Annotated in this window: 16 protein-coding genes and 2 pseudogenes; 10 read left to right on the top strand and 8 right to left on the bottom strand. The window is 60.9% G+C overall.

Annotated features, from left to right (window positions below):
- Window positions 1-48: 48 nt before the first annotated feature.
- Genes queE through queC form a run of 3 tightly spaced genes read right to left on the bottom strand, consistent with a single transcriptional unit; the run spans window position 49 to window position 1,834 of the window.
- Entirely contained in the window at window positions 49-783 is a 735-nt protein-coding gene (gene queE, locus RFM98_RS20985; RefSeq protein ID WP_320310640.1) for a 7-carboxy-7-deazaguanine synthase QueE, read from the bottom strand.
- On the bottom strand, window positions 780-1,136 hold the full coding sequence (gene queD, locus RFM98_RS20990) for a 6-carboxytetrahydropterin synthase QueD (RefSeq protein ID WP_041003134.1): 357 nt from the start codon (window positions 1,134-1,136) through the stop codon (window positions 780-782). The genes queE and queD overlap by 4 nt, the downstream gene beginning before the upstream one ends.
- Window positions 1,136-1,834: a 7-cyano-7-deazaguanine synthase QueC gene (queC, locus tag RFM98_RS20995; protein WP_320310641.1), complete on the bottom strand. Its 699-nt coding sequence runs from the start codon at window positions 1,832-1,834 to the stop codon at window positions 1,136-1,138. Before queC ends, queD begins: the two co-directional genes overlap by 1 nt.
- Before the next feature lie 494 nt (window positions 1,835-2,328).
- Here queC and RFM98_RS31415 point away from each other — a divergent pair, with 494 nt between their 5' ends.
- Complete coding sequence (locus tag RFM98_RS31415; RefSeq protein WP_430682332.1) at window positions 2,329-2,718, top strand: hypothetical protein; 390 nt, start codon at window positions 2,329-2,331, stop codon at window positions 2,716-2,718.
- Between the two features lie 179 nt (window positions 2,719-2,897).
- Window positions 2,898-4,044, top strand: a pseudogene (locus RFM98_RS21005) (IS1380 family transposase).
- Window positions 4,045-5,511: 1,467 nt separating this feature from the next.
- On the opposite strand, the gene RFM98_RS21010 reads toward RFM98_RS21005, so the two are convergent.
- Window positions 5,512-5,667, bottom strand: coding sequence for a hypothetical protein (locus RFM98_RS21010; protein ID WP_320310643.1), 156 nt, complete (start codon window positions 5,665-5,667; stop codon window positions 5,512-5,514).
- Window positions 5,668-6,267: 600 nt separating this feature from the next.
- Entirely contained in the window at window positions 6,268-6,516 is a 249-nt protein-coding gene (locus RFM98_RS21015; RefSeq protein ID WP_320310644.1) for a DUF6074 family protein, read from the bottom strand.
- A gap of 442 nt (window positions 6,517-6,958) precedes the next feature.
- Here RFM98_RS21015 and RFM98_RS21020 point away from each other — a divergent pair, with 442 nt between their 5' ends.
- Complete coding sequence (locus tag RFM98_RS21020) at window positions 6,959-7,210, top strand: helix-turn-helix domain-containing protein (protein ID WP_320310645.1); 252 nt, start codon at window positions 6,959-6,961, stop codon at window positions 7,208-7,210.
- A 392-nt stretch (window positions 7,211-7,602) separates the two neighbouring features.
- Here RFM98_RS21020 and RFM98_RS21025 read toward each other — a convergent pair whose 3' ends face one another.
- Both RFM98_RS21025 and RFM98_RS21030 read right to left on the bottom strand, forming a co-directional pair.
- Entirely contained in the window at window positions 7,603-8,577 is a 975-nt protein-coding gene (locus RFM98_RS21025; protein ID WP_320310646.1) for a hypothetical protein, read from the bottom strand.
- Between the two features lie 242 nt (window positions 8,578-8,819).
- Window positions 8,820-9,035 (bottom strand): DNA -binding domain-containing protein, encoded by a 216-nt coding sequence (locus RFM98_RS21030; protein ID WP_320310647.1) that lies wholly within the window; start codon window positions 9,033-9,035, stop codon window positions 8,820-8,822.
- Between the two features lie 321 nt (window positions 9,036-9,356).
- Here RFM98_RS21030 and RFM98_RS21035 point away from each other — a divergent pair, with 321 nt between their 5' ends.
- Window positions 9,357-10,538 (top strand): ATP-binding protein, encoded by a 1,182-nt coding sequence (locus tag RFM98_RS21035; RefSeq protein ID WP_320310648.1) that lies wholly within the window; start codon window positions 9,357-9,359, stop codon window positions 10,536-10,538.
- A 284-nt stretch (window positions 10,539-10,822) separates the two neighbouring features.
- On the opposite strand, the pseudogene RFM98_RS21040 reads toward RFM98_RS21035, so the two are convergent.
- Window positions 10,823-11,004 (bottom strand): annotated as a pseudogene (locus RFM98_RS21040) (3-methyl-2-oxobutanoate hydroxymethyltransferase); the annotation flags it as partial.
- A gap of 167 nt (window positions 11,005-11,171) precedes the next feature.
- Here RFM98_RS21040 and RFM98_RS21045 point away from each other — a divergent pair.
- From RFM98_RS21045 to RFM98_RS21070, 6 genes are all read left to right on the top strand, one after another.
- Window positions 11,172-12,140, top strand: coding sequence for an NUDIX hydrolase (locus tag RFM98_RS21045; RefSeq protein ID WP_320229316.1), 969 nt, complete (start codon window positions 11,172-11,174; stop codon window positions 12,138-12,140).
- Between the two features lie 64 nt (window positions 12,141-12,204).
- The gene (nadA, locus tag RFM98_RS21050; protein WP_320255964.1) at window positions 12,205-13,179 is read left to right on the top strand and encodes a quinolinate synthase NadA; all 975 of its coding nucleotides are present in this window, start codon (window positions 12,205-12,207) and stop codon (window positions 13,177-13,179) included.
- Window positions 13,176-14,717 (top strand): L-aspartate oxidase, encoded by a 1,542-nt coding sequence (locus tag RFM98_RS21055; RefSeq protein ID WP_320310649.1) that lies wholly within the window; start codon window positions 13,176-13,178, stop codon window positions 14,715-14,717. The genes nadA and RFM98_RS21055 overlap by 4 nt, the downstream gene beginning before the upstream one ends.
- Window positions 14,717-15,571 (top strand): carboxylating nicotinate-nucleotide diphosphorylase, encoded by an 855-nt coding sequence (gene nadC / locus RFM98_RS21060; protein ID WP_320275857.1) that lies wholly within the window; start codon window positions 14,717-14,719, stop codon window positions 15,569-15,571. Before RFM98_RS21055 ends, nadC begins: the two co-directional genes overlap by 1 nt.
- Before the next feature lie 135 nt (window positions 15,572-15,706).
- Window positions 15,707-16,645 carry a biotin synthase BioB gene (gene bioB, locus RFM98_RS21065; RefSeq protein WP_320310650.1) on the top strand — a complete coding sequence of 313 codons (939 nt, stop codon included), beginning with the start codon at window positions 15,707-15,709 and terminating at the stop codon, window positions 16,643-16,645.
- Window positions 16,645-17,793: an 8-amino-7-oxononanoate synthase gene (locus RFM98_RS21070; protein ID WP_320310651.1), complete on the top strand. Its 1,149-nt coding sequence runs from the start codon at window positions 16,645-16,647 to the stop codon at window positions 17,791-17,793. Before bioB ends, RFM98_RS21070 begins: the two co-directional genes overlap by 1 nt.
- Window position 17,794 lies beyond the last annotated feature (1 nt).

Below are 17,794 nucleotides of genomic sequence, written 5' to 3' on the forward strand. Positions count from 1 at the left end.
AGGAAGACCCTATGGGATGCCGAAGGCTGTCGCCCCGGCGAATGCTGGCTAGACGCCTCGTTTGTTACCCCAGAGCATAACGTGCAGCTGTGGTAACACGCGGGCTTCGAACCACCTGTCGCGGGTTACGCTATCAACCAGCCACTCCATGCGTTTCATTATTCCATCAACGGCGACAGGCGCGTCTTCATTTCCGGGGTGTGGCGGCGTGTGATTGCCGGGTTGCAGATAGACTGGAAGTCGCGGAAATCTCGCGGCGGCCTCTTTGGCAAACGCATAGTCATTTTCGTCGAAAACAACGAGCTTCAGCACGACTTGCGGCTTGTCCTGCGCCGCCTGGAAGCATGCCTCGATAGTGGCCCAATCGGTCCTCATTTCGCTTGACGGCGGCTTTGGGCTGAGGACCAGCACGTCAAGTTCGGCGAACCATTCCCTGACCACGGAACCTTGGGTTTCCAGCGCAAATCGGTAGCCCTCATCATGGCCTCGCTTGATGAGAGCACCGAAAGGCTGGATAGCCGGATTGCCGCCTGATAGCGAAACCATCAACGGGCGGCCGCCGGAAAGCGCGACCACGTTTTGCCACACCGCGTCGGAGGACATTATCTCCCAATCATGCCGGAATTGCCTGTCCACCGCATGCAGACTGTCGCACCAGGAACAGCGATAATCACACCCGCCGGTTCTGACGAAGACCGTCGGCAGACCGATGAGCACGCCCTCGCCCTGGATCGTCGGCCCGAAAATCTCACTCACGCGGATCGCGGGATGCGTATCGGTCATGGCCGGCATTCGGCCCATGTTTTCGGCGTTTCGCTAACCCGCACGGCCGTGGTTTCGGGCAAGCGTGCCTTGCACCATTCATAAAAGTGTCTGGCCAGACATTCCGCGGTAACCTTTTCATGTCCCAGCACGTCATTGAGATGTCGGTGGTCGAATTTATCGTCGATATAACGTTTGAGCGGTGCCAAATCGTGATAGTCGCGGACAAAGCCGTGCTCGTTCAGTTCCTTGCCCGATAGCTCCACTTCGACGATGTAGTTATGCCCGTGCAGGCGCGCGCACTGGTGGTCAGGCGGCAAGGACGTGAGTTGATGAGAGGCCGAAAAGTGGAATTCCTTGGTGATGCGGAACATTACACGCTCCTCCTGCGCAACGCGACGAGCCAGAAGTCGGCGTCCTCGTAGTCGGTGGGGTCTGGGTGGCCACATAGATAAAACGCCTCGCGCCGCTCGACGCACGTCCCGCACCGTCCACAGTGACGCTTGCCGCCCTTGTAGCAGGACCAGGTCTGCGCAAATGGCGTGCCGTGTCGGGCTCCATCTTCAACTATGTCCGCCTTTGTGAGATTCACATAAGGCGTATAGAGGCGAATATTCGCGTAGCCTTCGAGCGCACGGTCTTGCATCATCTGGAAGGCGTCGATGAAGGCTGGCCGGCAGTCCGGATAGATGAAGTGATCGCCACCATGCACGGCCGTCGCCACCGCTTCGGACTTGCCCGCGGCAGCGAAGCCGAAGGCGATAGCCAACATGATGGCGTTCCGGTTGGGCACCACCGTGACCTTCATCATGTCTTCGGCGTAGTGCCCATCGGGTACCTCCACATTGTCGGTCAGCGCGGAGCCGAAAAGGCCGCGGCCGATTTCGCGGATGTCGATGATGCGGTGCGGGACGTTCAGACGCTCCGCGCAAAGGCCGGCGAAGTCCAATTCCTTGCTGTGCCTTTGGCCGTAGTCGAAGGATAGGAGGCCGGCGAGTTCCTGCTCCGCTGCAACCTTGTGAGCAAGGGAAACGGAGTCCAATCCGCCGGAGCAGACGACGAGAGTCTTCATCGTTGGGGTTTCCTGTTTTGACCGGGTAGGCTGCGACCGGAGATTTCTCTGCTCTCCCAGTACCCCAGGGAGCCTCGTTTGTGAACTGAGGACGAGTTTGATGCGCTGACGTGCCGCTGTGCTCAAGCGGGCTGAGCCTGCAAGAAACACCAACCTGATAGACGGCCCACTTCACTGCATGTCCAAGATCCAGGCATAACAAAATAGGCTCTGAAAGAGGCCGACCTCAGAAACAAGCTTCTCGACGCTTCGATCAAGCGCCAAGTGGCCGAGCTTCGAGGACTGAAGGAACCGAGTTGGTTAATGGGCCTCGAGCGGAAGCCCAACGTCATTAACAGCCCGCGCCTTCAACTTCAGGATTGGCTCGAATCGGAGCACGCCGTCAGTCAGTTGCCGACCGGCAACCCAAACCAAACGATCGGGCGTGGGCCGACATCTGTGAACAAGCCGTGCGCGTCATTGCAATCACCTCTCTGTTGCGCGCAATTGCTCCCATGGCTGCGGATGAACTGGATTCGCTGGTATTCCAGATGGCGGTCGAAAGTGTCGGCGCGCTCTCCATAGGCTTCACTGAAAAAGCCGCGGCGGTAGCCGCCAGGAGCCGCGGTATCCTGCTTTTCGACGTGCGGGTGGGCGGTGACACGGCGGTCCAGCGGATCGCGGCCATCCGATATCCAAGTGACCGGATCGGCGTGCTGGCTTTGGACATACAAGGCGTTGTTATCCGCCATTGCATTGTCGGTGGAATTTTCTCGGGTTTGACCGCGCCACTGGAGAATTGGACCGGCATGCCCCTGTCGATGCAGGCCAAGATTAATGTCGACGACCATGCCGCTCTCTTCCTAGGCGCCTTGCGGGAGGCCGGACATATGCCGGTCAGCTAGCCTGATTCATGAGGGTTGGCGGATGTGGTGCAAGCCGTTGAAACGCCGTAGGATTTGGTTGCTTGCGCCAATCCTAATCATTTCCGGAGACCACACCCGCCATGCACGATCCTACGCCGCCGCTGAGCGGTTTGTCATCTGTCGGAGGCAAGTCCGTCGTTGCCCGTTTCGACGGCGGCATGCTGTCGTCCAACAGTGGCGTTCTGGCTCTGGCCGAGGTGGAGAAACAGCTGCGGGTGGCGGAGCGTCTGGCGCGCTGCATCGATGATCCGCGCTGCCCGGACCAGGTCGTCCACAGCCTGGCCGATATGATCGGCTTGCGCATGAAGGTGATTGCCGCCGGTTATGAGGATGGCAATGATGCCAACCGGCAGCGCTCCGATCCGATCTTCAAGATGGCCCAGGATGCACCCCCTTCCGGTCGGGATCTGGCGTCGCAATCGACGATGTGTCGGCTGGAGAACCTGCCCGGCGTGCGGGGACTGGTCGCGATGGGCCGGGCGATGGTCGATCTTTACTGCGCCTCCGTCCGGCAGGTTCCGAAGCGGATCGTGCTCGACATTGACGACACCTTTGATGCCGTGCACGGCGACCAGCAGCTTCGTCTGTTCAATGCCCATCACGACGAGTACGGCTTCCAGCCGATCGTGGTGTTCGATGGCGATGGCCGCTTCGTCGCGGCGAGGCGGCCGAGTGGGGCAGAAATCCGCCCCCACCTGCGCCGCCTGGTGCGGGCGATCCGGAGCAACTGGCCGAACACCCGGATCCTGATCCGCGCCGACAGCCACTATTGCAGTCCACAGGTCATCGACTGGTGCCGCGCCAACGATGTTGACTTCATCCTCGGCGTTGGCGCCCGCCGCGACCTTGCGCAAGCATGTCGCGGAGCTGGAGACCCGCACGATGGCGCGCTTTGAAGCGTCGGCGAAGACGGGCAAGGTCCGCCGCTTCACGGAGTTCCTGATGGGGCCGCCAGTTGGAGCCGCGTCGAGCACATCATCGCGCGGGTCGAGGTCGGCGCCCAAGGTGCCGATACCCGCTTCATCGTCACCAACCTTGCCGGTGGCAAGCCCAAGGCGCTCTACGAGGATGTCTACTGCCGGCGCGGCCGAGAACCACATCAAGTCCTGGAAGACGCGTCTCGCTGCCGACCGCACATCCTGCGCAAGAGCGACGGCTAACCAGTTCCGGCTATTCCTGCATGCCGGCGCCTACTGGCTTATGTGGGGCCTGCGCACCGCGATGCCGAAACGAGCTTTGCCGTCGCCCAATTCGACACGTTGCGATTGCGCCTCATCAAGATCGCCGCGCGCGTGGTCGAGATGAAGACCCAATTCGCCTGCACCTGCCGACATCCTGCCCGGACCAGCGCATCCTGCGCATCGTCCTCAGTCGCATCCCGCAACTCGCGACATAAACGATGGCGCGCGGACGCCCCGAAACGAACCCGCTGACCGCAACCCGCAAAACCCCGCCTGCCATCACCGACGGATCAACCCCGGCGCCCGACGAGGCTTGTCAAAACGTACCGCAATGGTGACCAGAGCGCCGCTTCAGGCCGCCGAAAGCTCATCGCCGTGCATCAAGCGGGCTAGGTGGCCGGCAGGTCTTCGAGGACCTCTGGATCGCCAATGCACAATGCCCCAAGTATACAACTTATCCAGTCTTCACCAACCAATAAGCTTTGGTCGGAGTAGTGCTTGTCAGCGTCTTGGGTGACGGCTGGAGCTGGAGCGGTCATTACAATGGCCAATGCCGTGGCAGCAAGTATCGTTCGTGGCCAATGAGACCGCAATTTCAGGAGCCTCGAGCGCGCCACAGCGTCTTTTTCTGAGGTAGGCATTTTTCGTTTTCCTTTTGGATCATCACGGATTTGAAGAGTATCTGGTGTTATGTGCCATTGGGAGAGCCGGCGAAGCAGTTATTCATGTGGTCGAGTCATAAGTTCTCCTGAATGTTTGTTTTACGAGAACCCTTATGGCAGCCCTAGCTGACAGCCTGAAAGCGATCTGCGGGACAGCGATCCTGTCTGCCGATCGCAGCGAGATCCAACGGAGCTGGGGCGTCCCACGGGATGCGCAGCCTGCATTGCGTTCGGACGAATGTCATGTGAACTCCTGGGCTAAAGACTGCGCGACGAGCCATGTCGGAACACGTATCATGGCTATGAATATGCAATTGGCATGCCACCAAAAAGGTTGTGAGCAGCGACCACAAATCGGAGGAGTCGCCCCTGGCCGGCTTGATCCTAACCCTTAGGATGTCTGGACCTGAACACAGATTGTCGTCTATCGGACGCGGACAAAATGCTGTGACCAACTGGGCACCGGGCTGACGCCAGAGTCCTCGGTTGAGAATTGCGCGCCTGGTAGCGGATTGGGCAACAGGCGATCGCCGGGGCCGGTAGAATTGCGCAGCCGTGTGTTGCTGTCAGCGTGGCGGCAGAGGGCCGCAGGTGTGATCCGAGCGCCGAATGCTGACGCCGTTCGCTGCATCCGGCGACCCATCTAGCGATCACTGATCGCGCGTGATCGAGGTCACAGTGAGAGGCGCGTGGTAGAGTTGAAAACCCAAATTCGCCTGCACCTGACGACATCCTGCCCGGATCAGCGCATTTTGCGCATCGTCCTCAGTCGCATCCCGCAACTCGCGACATAAACGATGGGGCGCAGACGTCCCGGAACAAACCCGCTGACCTCAACCCGCAAACCCTCGCCTTCATCCACGACGGATCACCGCCGGCGCCTGATGAGGTTTGGGAAAACGCAGCGCAAAGGAAACCAGATCGCCGCTTCAGGCCGCCGAAAGCTCATCGCCGTGCATCAAGCGGGCAAGCATTTGGCTAGAATGCAGCTTGTCGATTTTGATATCCTGCATCGGTGCCGACATCGCCGGCATGAGTGTCATGCTCGAAAACGGCTGCGGCGATTTCGCAAAACGCGAATGCACCGCGTCTTCCCCTCACGCGAATGGAGCCTACCGCGCCGAATCGGAGGCGTAAGGATCGATCACGATCGCCTCTTAGCCGCCCTACCCTTTTGCAATCAGGAGGAGCTTCCACAGCTCACTCGGCGAGTCGACACGAGATCGCAAGATGGCAGTTGGCCAAACACCAAAACTGGCGCACCGATGGCAATCGGCTTTCCTCGCTGGAGGAAGTGCAAGGCCTCTCGCCAGGCGGAGGCGCATGCGATGCCTACACCCGCTGCCTGCTCGAGGATCTGATCGACGCATAAGTCGGACAAGGCGTTGGGCGCGGCCTACCTCGACATTCCTAGAAGCGCGCCGGCAGCCTGGGCGGGGGCTTGGGGCGAGACTGCCGGCGCACGCCACTCACGAAGAGCGCCCCCTTTTTGCGGTTCCGACACCCATAGTCAACCCAGCAGCGTCCGGGTGCCCGCTGTGCTGTTGTAACAGCGATGCGATGTCGGCCGTGTCGGCCGATTGTGGCTGGTGGGTCGGGCCGCTCTGGCCCGGCCAATGTGAGCTCCAGCCAGTATCGCCTTGCCGAGCGCGCCGTCGGTAGTCCTTTGTCGCGAGCCGATGCTATCATGCAAGCGTCGAAGCACTCCGGATGGCTATATTGCTTAAGACTGCATGAAGAAGCGTTCCAACTTCCTTTTCGGCCAGCCTGGGTGAAATCCCTGATTCGGACAGTTGAACGAGAATTTGCTTGGCGGTGTTGCGCCAGAAGGCATTCGCGTCTTCCCCGTTCTTGGATTCCAGGATCCGGGCGATACCTTCGACCAACTTCCGCCGCCGGTGCAGCGGAAAGGCGCTTATGTTCGAATCAAACATCCATCACCTCACCCGTTGAGCCGGCGAGTTTGTATTGGCGGCTTAGAAAATCTGGTTAACAGCGCTTTTTTGCCGGTGATCCGCAATGGAATAAAAGCGTCGGCCAGGCTCGGTGGACGGTGCCGCGATAGCACTGGACACGGCGACAGGGGCGAGTTTCGAGTTCCTGTTCAAGAGGGCCGTCAGCCATGATGAGCCGCTGGCCATATTGCGTGATGCGGGTACAGCCGACCAGGGCAACTGAGGGCAGGCAGGTTCTTGGACTTGATCAGAATCGAGTGAACCGCCATATCCCGATCTGCCCGCCAATTTCAGGCGGCCCATTTCATGGACGAGGCCGATCGGGCCTATTCGACGTCCGTTTTTTCGAATTGCTGGAGCGCCAGGTCGGGGACAAGTCTACCGATTTATCAGGGCGCCCTTGGTCTTCTTGGAGGTGTCTATGAAGGATTCGCGCATTCCCGAGCCGGTTTTGATGGCTATGTCAGAGGGAACCCACATCATTCGCGCTTTTCGTGAACACCTTGGATATTCGATCGAGGACCTGGCGGTGACGAGCGGACTATCCGCCGAGGAAATCCAAAACATCGAGTCGGGTCTGAGGTACAACAAGGGCTATCGGGACCGCATCGTGAGGTCGCTATCCCTACCTGTGGGAATTCTTGCGGAGGCAGACTTATTGGGCGCTACGTGATCGCCTGGTTGCGCGCTTCCGTTCTCAGTCTCTGGCAGCCCGATCTGAGTCGGGATCGCCGACGAGGGAGGGCAGACCGAATTATTGCAGCTTGAGGCAGGTGCAAAGTACAAACTCGAGCAAGATCTGTGGATAAATGTTTTTGTCAGCTCCCCAGAAAGCGGAGGAAAACCGGAGCTTCTAGCAGATGATTGAGCTCCGTGACGCCGTTCCTCCTAGGCGCGCCGTCCGCGAGGGTGGACTGCGTAGACAGATGAAAATAGTTGCAATGGCACCATGTGGCGGAAAACGCCGTCCGTGGACGCCGATTGTTCCGGGATGGTGCCATTGCTTATCGGCCTACGAGCACTGGTCTTCGGTCTGGGAAAAGGTGTTTCGGGACTTCTTGGAAATCAGCGAATAACCGGCTCGCCGTGGAAGCGTCGCCGCGAGGGTGGCGAAACGCCGAACCCGACTTCCATCATCAGCCGCGGCGTGTGCGCCGGCACGGTGCCCATGTGGAAGCCGAACGGATCCTCTACGAAGCCAAGCCCCGCCTCTCCGATAAGGGTCACGGGGCTTTGCTCGCCATAGACGTCCAGGATCTCTTCCGCGGGGTGGCCGACGAGAAGCGTCAGCTGGTGCTTGAGCGCGCGGCGCCTGTGGCTGCCGCGGACATAGACATGCGGACCGGTGCCCTCGTCGACCGGCAGCAGGTAGAAGAAGAACTTCAACATTCGCCAGTCGTCGAGGTCGAAGTGGTATTTGCCGAGCGATGCCAGGTTCTTGTCGGCGTCTGAGGCCTGGCCGGTGGGGAAGCTCCACCAAACACGCGTGGTGATCAGTTTCGCCTGGCCACCGAGATAGTGTGCAGCGATATCCATGAGCAGCGGATCGTTTTGAACGGCGAGTGCCGCCTTGCAGCCGAGAATGCGTTCGAAATAGTGGCCGCTGAGCAACGGACGGCCGAATCGAGCCTCAGCCTCCGCATGATCCGCCGGCATGAATTCGAGACGGCGATCGAAATTGCCAAAGCAAGGTGTGCACCGGACGAAAGATGCGATTTCCTCATGGATAAATTTCGGCAAAACGAGTCCGGAAAAAAGTCCATCCGACTTCAGCGCATCGACAACGTCCTGGCGATTGACGCCGACAAACATTGTTTCCCGGCCTTTCTGCGACGCTCGAACAGGCTTTGCACCACGCCAGTGCATTCTCCGTGCCGGCATAGTGCGGGCGAGCACGAACATCGGCAGCCACGCTGGATTCTCGCGAAGATCCGACAGATATGTCGGAATGCGTACGGCCATGCGACGTAGCATACTGCCATTTCGCGCGATTTCCTCGAGGCTTGCAGTGCCGGCTTTGTCGGTATTCGTAACGGTCATCAGGGTCCTCAGGTATGAATGCACTATCGACGAAGCATCGGTTCTCAGTGCTTCGTCACGTATTACCCAAACCCGATTCCCGCAGCGGAAGAACGCTAGCCACACGTCAAATTTTGTGCAACGCACAATTTCCTTCGCCAGCAAATGCAGTTAGATCGCTGCGCGCTTTCGAATACGCCTTGCAAAGCTGTCACCTTAATTACATCAGGAACTGTCTATAGCCGCCACCCATTGGGTGGCGGCTACGTTGGATGGGCGCGACGCACCCGATCGCGAAGATGGCCATCCGGATGAGCCCAGTCTTCTTGGACACGCCCTCGCCCGAACAGGGCAATGGCGATCTCTTGATGGGATGCCGCCGCAAGCGAGCCATCCAAAACCTGGAGCACGCGGACCCCCTCCGCGCGGTTCCGGCGGAAAGCAAACGGGTGCCAGCCGGCCGCTATCCTTAATGTCATTGAGGAACTGAAGCGCTATTCGGCAGCAACCACCACCAACTCACGGTTAACCTGTGCCTGATCCCCGGATCCGCCGTCGCGCGTCCCGTCAAGTGCTGACGCGCGCAGTCCGCAAGGGCCTGAGCGAAGCGTCCCTTGAGAACGAACTGCATTTGGAGCGTCGTCTGCCGCTCAGGGGGACTTCCGGCTGGCTGATCGCTAGTGAGCCCAGAGCGTACTTGGATTTCCGGCAGCCCGGCGTTATCTATCAAACTCTAAAAGAGACTAGCGTTTTCCACTAGACTTTCCTATCTATCGGTAGACTTTGTTCTGGAGACCCCGATGGATCCGTTCGCTAATCCGTTTGCACCCGGCGCAGGAAGCCGTCCCCCCGAACTTGCCGGTCGCGACGCGATCCTTGAAGCCGCCAAGATCTCGTGCGGACGCGCAATCAATGGGCGGTCAGCCCGTTCGCTCATGCTTTTGGGCCTTCGCGGCACCGGCAAGACGGTTCTCCTGAGCGAGATCGGCCGGATCGCCGAGGCTGAAGGCCTTCTTGTTTCGAAGGTCGAGGCTCCCGAAGAAACCAATCTCGCGAACCTTCTCTATCCTGAAATGCGCAAGGTATCTCGTTCGCTTTCCGGCATCGAAGCGGCAAAGCATTTCGCCTCGCGCGCCCTCGGCGGTTTGCGCAACTTCGCCTCCGTATTCAACATAGAGGTCGCCGGCGTGAATGTCGGCGTCGACCCGACGCCCGAGCCGGGCCTCGCCGAAAGCGGTGATATACAGCACGACCTTCCCGATCTATTCGGCCAGATCGGTCGTGCCGCCCAAGCTGCTAACAAGGGCTGGGTTCTTCTGATCGACGAAGTGCAATATCTTTCGCAAAAAGATTTATCCGGCCTGATCGTCGCTCTTCATCGCATGTCCCAGGATGGGTTGCCCATCGTCTTCGTTGGCGCAGGATTGCCCCAGGTGGCGCGTCTTGCCGGCGACGCGAAATCCTACGCAGAACGGCTCTTCAGCTATCCTGCCGTCGGCGCACTCGATAAGGAGGCTGCCTCGAAGGCGATCGAGAAGCCGATCAATGATCAAAAGGCGACCATCTCCCAAGAGGCGCTGACGACCGTCTTCGACATGACAAAGGGCTATCCGTTCTTTCTCCAGGAACTCGCCTCCTTCTCCTGGAACAACGCGCAGGGCCCGCAGATCAACGAGAACGATGTCCAAGCATCTTACACGGAAACGATCAAATCCCTGGACGACGGCTTCTTCCGCGTCCGTCTGGATCGTCTGACCAAGGCCGAGGTCCAATTCGTCACGTCGATGGCGGCCCTCGGCAACGGCCCCTATCCCGTCTCTGACATCGCGAAGGCGATGGGCCGAACGCAGAAGTCCATTGGTCCGGCCCGCGCGAGCATCATCTTTAAGGGGATGATCTACAGCACCGATCACGGCTATCTCGACTTCACCGTTCCGCTTTTCGCCGATTTCATCAGGCGACATCGCCTTTCGGGTGAGTGATTTTCAGAGCTGTCGTATGGAGATCCGAGCCATGGCCGCGCGCTTGTGACAGAAGCGTGGCCGGGAATTGATCGCTGGGAGGAATCCCGATGTTTCGCGTTTAGCGACAACGGTTTGCGGTAAAGTTGGTGGCGGCAGCTACCTAATGCCGAACTGAAGGGCAGCGACATGGAACTTCAAGTGCCGCGTTTGGCATCCGCAATCAGCTATGCCGAACGGCCAAGAACCGATTGCCACAGTACCGGTCCGCTCAGGCGCCGCCTGTGGCGGATGCACACAAGGGTCGTTTGCGGAGCGCCGCGCAGGACCATGCCGACGCTGTCGCCGACAAGAACGATGTCGCAATGTCGATCGACCAGTTTTGCAATCGGCGTCGTATAGGCCGTCAGCCAGACGACGGGGACGCACCCTTACGCGCCTGGATATCGGGCGGTGTAATCGCCTTCGAACCACCAGCAGTGCTCAAGTGCCTCCTTCCCCGGCGTCACCCCCCGCAGGTGTCGCGTTTGGCACGTCTTTGTGCAAGTGCGAAGAGCTAAAAAAGCCGTGCGGCTGCGCGATGTTGACGTGCAGACAGCTGCGCTTAAATTAAATCGATTCAGGCGCCGTAACCAACCAACCACTTTCGCGAACATGGACGATCAAGAAACGGGAGCCAGCAAAGACCGAGCCGCCGTCACGGGCGATGAAGTCAAAGTGGACCTGATCGCCTTTGTCGTCGCCGTAAACGACGGTGAACCCTGTGTCCTCACCATCGGGCAGGCGGACACTCTCCCTTCCGGACCATTTGCGCTTGAGCACAGATCGCTGCAATCCGGGTTGAGGGGTTGGGTTGAGCAGCAGACCGGCCATCCGCTGGGCTATATTGAGCAGCTCTACACTTTCGCTGACCGGGACCGCGTCGGCGCCGAGCGTCGGCAGCGCGCCATCTCCATCAGCTATCTCGCACTGACTCGCATGGAAAAGGCATCGGGCTCGCCCAAGTGCGGCTGGCGAAGCTGGTATGAATATTTTCCATGGGAGGACCACCGCTCCGGCACGCCGCCGGTGCTGCTGGACGTCCTGCGACCGCGCCTGATTGAATGGGCAAACAGCGTGGGCGACGCGGCCATGCGACGCGAACGTCGGCAACGGGCGGCGATGGCCTTCGGCTTTGACGACCGCCATTGGAACGAGGAACTCACGCTTCAACGCTATGAGTTAGTCTACGAAGCAGGCCTGGTCCAAGAGGCCGGGAGCGGACGCGACACCACGAGGGCCTCGCTGGTGCCCAGCAAGCCCATGGTCGCCGATCATCGGCGCATCGTGGCGACGGGCATTGCGAGACTGCGCTCGAAGATCAAATACCGGCCGGTCGTCTTTGAGCTGATGCCGCAGTCTTTCACACTGCTCCAGCTGCAACGAACCGTCGAAGCGCTCGCCGGCAGGCTAATCAACAAGCCGAACTTTCGTCGCCTCATAGAGCAGCAGGAGCTGGTCGAGGAGACTGGCGAGACTTCTGTCGACACGGGCGGGCGACCGGCAAGGCTCTATCGCTTCCGGCACGCGGTCCTCGACGAAACGGCGATAGTCGGCACAAAATTGCCGGTCGCTCGGGGTTGACACTCTTATAGTCGACATAGATATATATCCCTTATAGTCAAACGGATTATAATTGGAGGCGCCGATGAGCGGGGCGTTACCTTCGGCCGCGTCTCTGTATCGGCGCGTCTGGCGCGTTATTCCACCGGGGGAATGGGCGGCTTTCAGCGATGACATCGAGGCCATTCTGACGCTCAAACGCGAGCGCAATGCCGTCATCCTGGCTCACAACTATCAAACACCCGAGATCTTCCACTGCATTGCCGACATCGTCGGCGACAGCTTGGCACTGGCCCGCAAGGCTATGACGGTCGAGGCGAAAGTCATCGTGCTGGCCGGGGTGCATTTCATGGCCGAAACGGCCAAGCTCCTTAATCCGGACAAGATCGTGCTCATTCCGGATCTCGGCGCCGGTTGCTCGCTGGCTGATTCGATCACGGCACAAGACGTGCGCTTGATGCGCCAGCGTTATCCCGGCGTGCCGATTGTCACCTATGTCAACACGTCGGCCGAAGTGAAAGCCGAATCGGATATCTGCTGTACATCGGGCAACGCCAAGGCGGTCGTCGAGTCGCTTGGCGTCCCTCGGGTGATCATGCTGCCGGACGAATATCTGGCCCAGAACATCGCCGCGCAGACCGACGTCGAGATCATCGCCTGGAAAGGCCATTGCGAGGTGCATGAGCGCTTCACGCCGGCCGATATTCGCGAATTGCGCGAAAACCATCCCGGCGTGACGGTGCTGGCCCATCCCGAATGCCCGCCCGACGTGGTGGCCGAGGCCGATTTTTCCGGCTCGACCGCAGCCATGTCCGACTATGTCGAACGGCAAAAGCCGCCACGTGTCGTGCTGATGACGGAATGCTCGATGAGTGACAACGTCGCGTTAGCGCACCCGGATGTCGAGTTCATCCGGCCCTGCAATTTGTGCCCGCACATGAAGCGGATCACGCTTGGCAACATCCGCATGGCGCTCGAGCAGAACCGCCATGTCGTCACCATTGAGCCCGGGATCGCGGGGCGCGCCCGACTCGCAGTCGAACGGATGCTGGCAATTTGAACCCCGATGTCCGCAGCTTCTTCGGGCGGCCCATCATCATCGGGGGCGGCATCGCCGGATTGATGACCGCGCTTCAATTGGCGCCGGAGCCGGTGCTTATTTTGTCCAGGACGCTTCTGGGAGCCGACACTTCGAGTACCTCGGCTCAGGGGGGGCTGGCTGCGAGTTTCGGCCATGACGATCATCCGACACTGCACCTGGCTGATACGCTCGCCGCCGGCGACGGGCTTTGCGATACGGATATGGCGAACCGCATCCTTCAGGCCGCGCCTGGCGCGATCGAGGGGCTTGCGCGCTTTGGGGTCCGCTTCGACCGTACGCTGAAAGGACCCCTGTGCCTCGGATTAGAGGCCGCACACAGCCGGCGTCGCATCGTCCATGCTCATGGCGACGGCAGCGGGCGTGAGATCATGCGCGCACTGATTGATGCCGTGCGCTCCACCCCCTCGATCGTTGTCGTGGAGGGCGTGGAAGCGCGCCGACTAGCGGTCAGGGGGAATGCGATCCGAGGCGTCTGGGCGAGCTGTGCGCTAGGACCTGTCTTCTTCGGCTCACGGCGGGTCGTCCTTGCCACCGGTGGGATCGGCGGGCTATTTCTCGACACCACCAATCCTTCGGGCAGTTGCGGACAGGGCCTGGTACTTGCGGCTCGCGCGGGAGCTGTCCTTGCCGACCTCGAGTTCATCCAGTTCCACCCGACCGCGCTTGAGGGTCCCGAACGCCCCATGGCGCTGGTCAGCGAGGCTGTCCGCGGCGAAGGCGCCACCCTGATCGACGAGACAGGCCGGCGCTTCCTCGATGGCGTTCCGGGCGCCGAACTCGCGCCTCGCGACGTCGTGGCGCGCGCAGTCTGGAGTCATCTGGCAGGTGGCCATCAAGTCTTCCTCGACGCGCGGAAACGGCCTGGCCCGGAATTTGTTCGACACTTCCCGACAATCGCATGTGCCTGTCGTGGACTGGGGATTGATCCCGTGCACGATCTCATTCCCATTCGTCCTGCCCAGCACTATCACATGGGTGGCGTTGCCGTGGACGCCTCGGGCAGGACGTCGGTCAAGGGGTTGTGGGCCTGTGGCGAGGCCGCCTCGACCGGACTGCACGGCGCCAACAGGCTCGCTAGCAATTCCTTGACCGAGGCCGTCGTATGCGCGCGCTGGGTCGCTGAAAGCGTGGGCGGAACGCCTGCTCGCAGAACAAAGCCAGTGTTTGCGGACGATTACCCATCGCCCGATCCGGTACCCGCACGTCCTTTCGTGTCGCGCGCACTCGGTATCGTGCGCAATGGCGAAGCTTTGAAAGCAGCCGCACGGGCGTTGTTGCCGCTCGCTGAACGCGAGGACGCGGCATCGGATCCGGCGGCTGTCGGTCTGATGCTTGCTATTTCCGCCTTGCGGCGCCGAGAGAGCCGCGGCGCTCATTACCGCGAGGACTTTCCCCATCATGCGGCTGTTGCGCGTCGTTCCGAGATCACCCTCGAAGCCGCCCTCGCCGCGGCTCGGGAACTAGCGCACTCGCCAACGCTGGAAAGCGCCACCTGATGAGCCTGTTACCACTTCCCGCAATCATGCTCGAGCCGCTGGTTCGGTCCGCCCTTCTCGAAGACCTGGGCAGAGCCGGTGACGTCACCAGCGAGGCGACCGTAGCGAAGTATCATCACGCCACGACCGTGCTGGCCGCACGCCAGCCCGGGGTTGTCGCCGGGCTCGATCTGGTGAGCCTCGCGTTCAGGTTGATCGACCAAAATATCAAGATAGATGTGAACCGAGCAGACGGCAGCAAAGTTGCGCAAGGGGAGATAATTGCATCAGTGACTGGCCCGACCCGGGCTATTCTCACCGCTGAAAGGACGGCGCTGAATTTCCTGTGCCATTTGAGTGGCATTGCCACGGCAACCGCATCGATTGTCGCAGCGGTTTGCGAGCACCGCGCCAAGATCACCTGCACCCGCAAGACGACGCCCGGATTGCGGGCTGTCGAAAAGTATGCCGTGCGCGCTGGCGGCGGCGCCAATCACCGCTTCGGCCTCGACGACGCCGTCCTGATCAAGGACAATCACATCGCGGCTGCCGGCGGCATCCGTTCCGCCATCAAACGCGCGCGACAGAGCGTCGGCCACCTCGTCAAGATCGAAGTCGAGGTCGACACGCTTGTCCAGTTGGAAGAAGCCCTCTCGCTTGTCCCAGACGCTGTCTTGCTCGACAACATGTCGCTCGATGAGCTTCGCCAGGCGGTGGCCATGGTCGCCAGCCGGGCGATCACGGAGGCGTCGGGCCGGATCACTGCCACGACGGCGCCAGCCATCGCGGCCACTGGCATCGATCTTATCTCCGTCGGCTGGTTGACCCACAGCGCGCCAATTCTCGACATCGGACTGGACTATTACGCGCCGTGATCGGCCAACGAAACGGTCGGGGATCGACGGTCATTCGAAGCGCGAGGACAATGCGAAGTGCTAGGAAACATGACGGATATGCACGACACCAATCCGACTAACACGATACCACGGACGCAATGCGCTGATGGCGGGATGTGGACCCTAGAGAAGGCTCGGGCACTTCACGACGCACCTTTCAACAATCTGCTCTTCCTAGCGCAGACCGTTCACCGCCAGAATTTCGATCCCAACAAGGTCCAGCTCAGCCGGTTGCTCAGCATCAAGACAGGCGGCTGCCCGGAGGATTGCGGCTATTGCAGCCAGTCGGCGCATCACCAAACGGGCCTGAAGGCCTCGAAACTGATGGAGGTCAAGCAAGTCATCACTGAGGCGACCAAAGCGCGCGATGCCGGCGCCACCCGCTATTGCATGGGTGCTGCCTGGCGCAATCCCAAGCCGCGCGACATGGATGCGGTGGTCGCCATGGTCGAAGGCGTCAAGGCGCTCGGCATGGAGACCTGTATGACGCTCGGCATGCTCGATCTCGAGCAGGCCGGTCGGCTGAAGCAAGCGGGGCTCGATTATTACAACCACAACATCGACACGTCGGAGCGCTACTACGGCGAGGTCATTAGCACGCGCAGCTTTGCCGATCGGCTCGATACGCTCGAGAACGTTCGCCAATCCGGCATCAAGGTCTGCTGCGGCGGGATTGTCGGAATGGGCGAAGAGCCGGTGGACCGGATCCACATGCTGGTGACGCTCGCCAATCTGCCGGAGCATCCAGAAAGCGTTCCGATCAACATGCTCATACCGATCGCTGGCACCCCACTTGCCGACGCCAGCCCTATCGACCCGATCGAGTTCGTGCGCATGATCGCGCTCGCCCGCATCATGATGCCGAAATCGCATGTCCGCCTTTCGGCCGGCCGCACCGCCATGACCGACGAGATGCAGGCGCTGTGCTTTTTTGCCGGCGCCAATTCGATCTTCGTCGGCGATACGCTGCTGACGGCGGACAATCCCGGCGAGGACAAGGATACGCTGCTGTTCCGGCGTCTCGGCATCGAGCGGATGGAACTGGAGTCGTAGTGAACGAGGCACTGCTTGCCCGCTACGAGGCGACCTTGCAGGGACTGGCGCGCAAGGACCGGCTGCGGCGGCTTGCGCCGCGCGCCGGCCTCGACTTCTCGTCGAACGACTATCTCGGCCTTGCCGCCTGCAAGAGGCTTGGCGATGCGGTTGCTGCCGCGATTGCACGCGGCACGCCGGTCGGCGCAACAGGATCGCGGCTGCTGCGCGGCAACGCGCCGGAGCACGAGGAACTGGAAGCCCACGCTGCGGCGTTTTTCGGGGCCGAGCGCGCGCTTTTCTTCGGCGGCGGCTACATCGCCAACTTCGCCCTGCTGACGGCGCTGCCGCAGAAGGGCGACCTACTCGTCCTCGACGAGCTCGCCCATGCCAGCATGCACGAGGGTGCGCGCGCCGGGCGCGCGGAGTTCGTTCTGGCTGCGCACAACGACGTCGACGCCGTCGAGGATCAGATCGCGCGCTGGCGCGCTGAAGGCGGCATGGGACGCGTCTGGATCGCGGTCGAAAGCCTCTACAGCATGGGTGGGGACTGCGCGCCTTTGGAGAGCCTTGTGGCGCTCGCCGAACGGCACGAGGCGTTCATCATTGTCGACGAGGCGCACGCCACCGGGGTGTGGGGACCGGACGGCCGCGGCCTTGCCGTCGATTTCGAGGGGCGCGACAACATCCTCGCGCTCCACACATGCGGCAAGGCGCTCGGCGCCGCAGGAGCGCTCGTCACGGGCCCAAGGACAATGTGCGACTATCTCGTCAACCGCAGCCGTCCGTTCATTTACGCCACCGCGCCGTCGCCGCTGATGGCGGTTGCCGCGCGCGAGGCGCTCGCGATATTGTCCGACGAACCAGAGCGTCGTCTCCGGTTGCATGAAATTATTGCATTTGCGGGCCACCAGCTGGCCGAGCGCCTCGGCACAGCGCCCAGCGGTTCGCAGATCCAGCCAGTTGTCATCGGCGACAATCGGCGCACCATGACGGCGGCGGCGACACTGCAGGCGCGCGGCTTCGACATACGTGGTATTCGTCCGCCGACTGTGCCGGAAGGGACTTCGCGCCTGCGCATATCGCTGACTCTCAACGTCGATAAAGCCGCCATATCCGCCATGATCGATGCGCTTGTCGAGGCGTTGGCCCAGAATGACCAAAGGTGAC

The sequence above is a fragment of the Mesorhizobium australafricanum genome (assembly GCF_033977265.1).
Lineage (GTDB): Bacteria > Pseudomonadota > Alphaproteobacteria > Rhizobiales > Rhizobiaceae > Mesorhizobium > Mesorhizobium australafricanum.

Coding starts and splice junctions, on each gene's coding strand:
- queE (WP_320310640.1), bottom strand. CDS start 783: ATGACCGATACGCATCCCGCGATCCGCGTGAGTGAGATTTTCGGGCCG.
- queD (WP_041003134.1), bottom strand. CDS start 1,136: ATGTTCCGCATCACCAAGGAATTCCACTTTTCGGCCTCTCATCAACTC.
- queC (WP_320310641.1), bottom strand. CDS start 1,834: ATGAAGACTCTCGTCGTCTGCTCCGGCGGATTGGACTCCGTTTCCCTT.
- RFM98_RS31415 (WP_430682332.1), top strand. CDS start 2,329: ATGGCTGCGGATGAACTGGATTCGCTGGTATTCCAGATGGCGGTCGAA.
- RFM98_RS21015 (WP_320310644.1), bottom strand. CDS start 6,516: ATGTTTGATTCGAACATAAGCGCCTTTCCGCTGCACCGGCGGCGGAAG.
- RFM98_RS21020 (WP_320310645.1), top strand. CDS start 6,959: ATGAAGGATTCGCGCATTCCCGAGCCGGTTTTGATGGCTATGTCAGAG.
- RFM98_RS21025 (WP_320310646.1), bottom strand. CDS start 8,577: ATGACCGTTACGAATACCGACAAAGCCGGCACTGCAAGCCTCGAGGAA.
- RFM98_RS21030 (WP_320310647.1), bottom strand. CDS start 9,035: ATGACATTAAGGATAGCGGCCGGCTGGCACCCGTTTGCTTTCCGCCGG.
- RFM98_RS21035 (WP_320310648.1), top strand. CDS start 9,357: ATGGATCCGTTCGCTAATCCGTTTGCACCCGGCGCAGGAAGCCGTCCC.
- RFM98_RS21045 (WP_320229316.1), top strand. CDS start 11,172: ATGGACGATCAAGAAACGGGAGCCAGCAAAGACCGAGCCGCCGTCACG.
- nadA (WP_320255964.1), top strand. CDS start 12,205: ATGAGCGGGGCGTTACCTTCGGCCGCGTCTCTGTATCGGCGCGTCTGG.
- nadC (WP_320275857.1), top strand. CDS start 14,717: ATGAGCCTGTTACCACTTCCCGCAATCATGCTCGAGCCGCTGGTTCGG.
- bioB (WP_320310650.1), top strand. CDS start 15,707: ATGTGGACCCTAGAGAAGGCTCGGGCACTTCACGACGCACCTTTCAAC.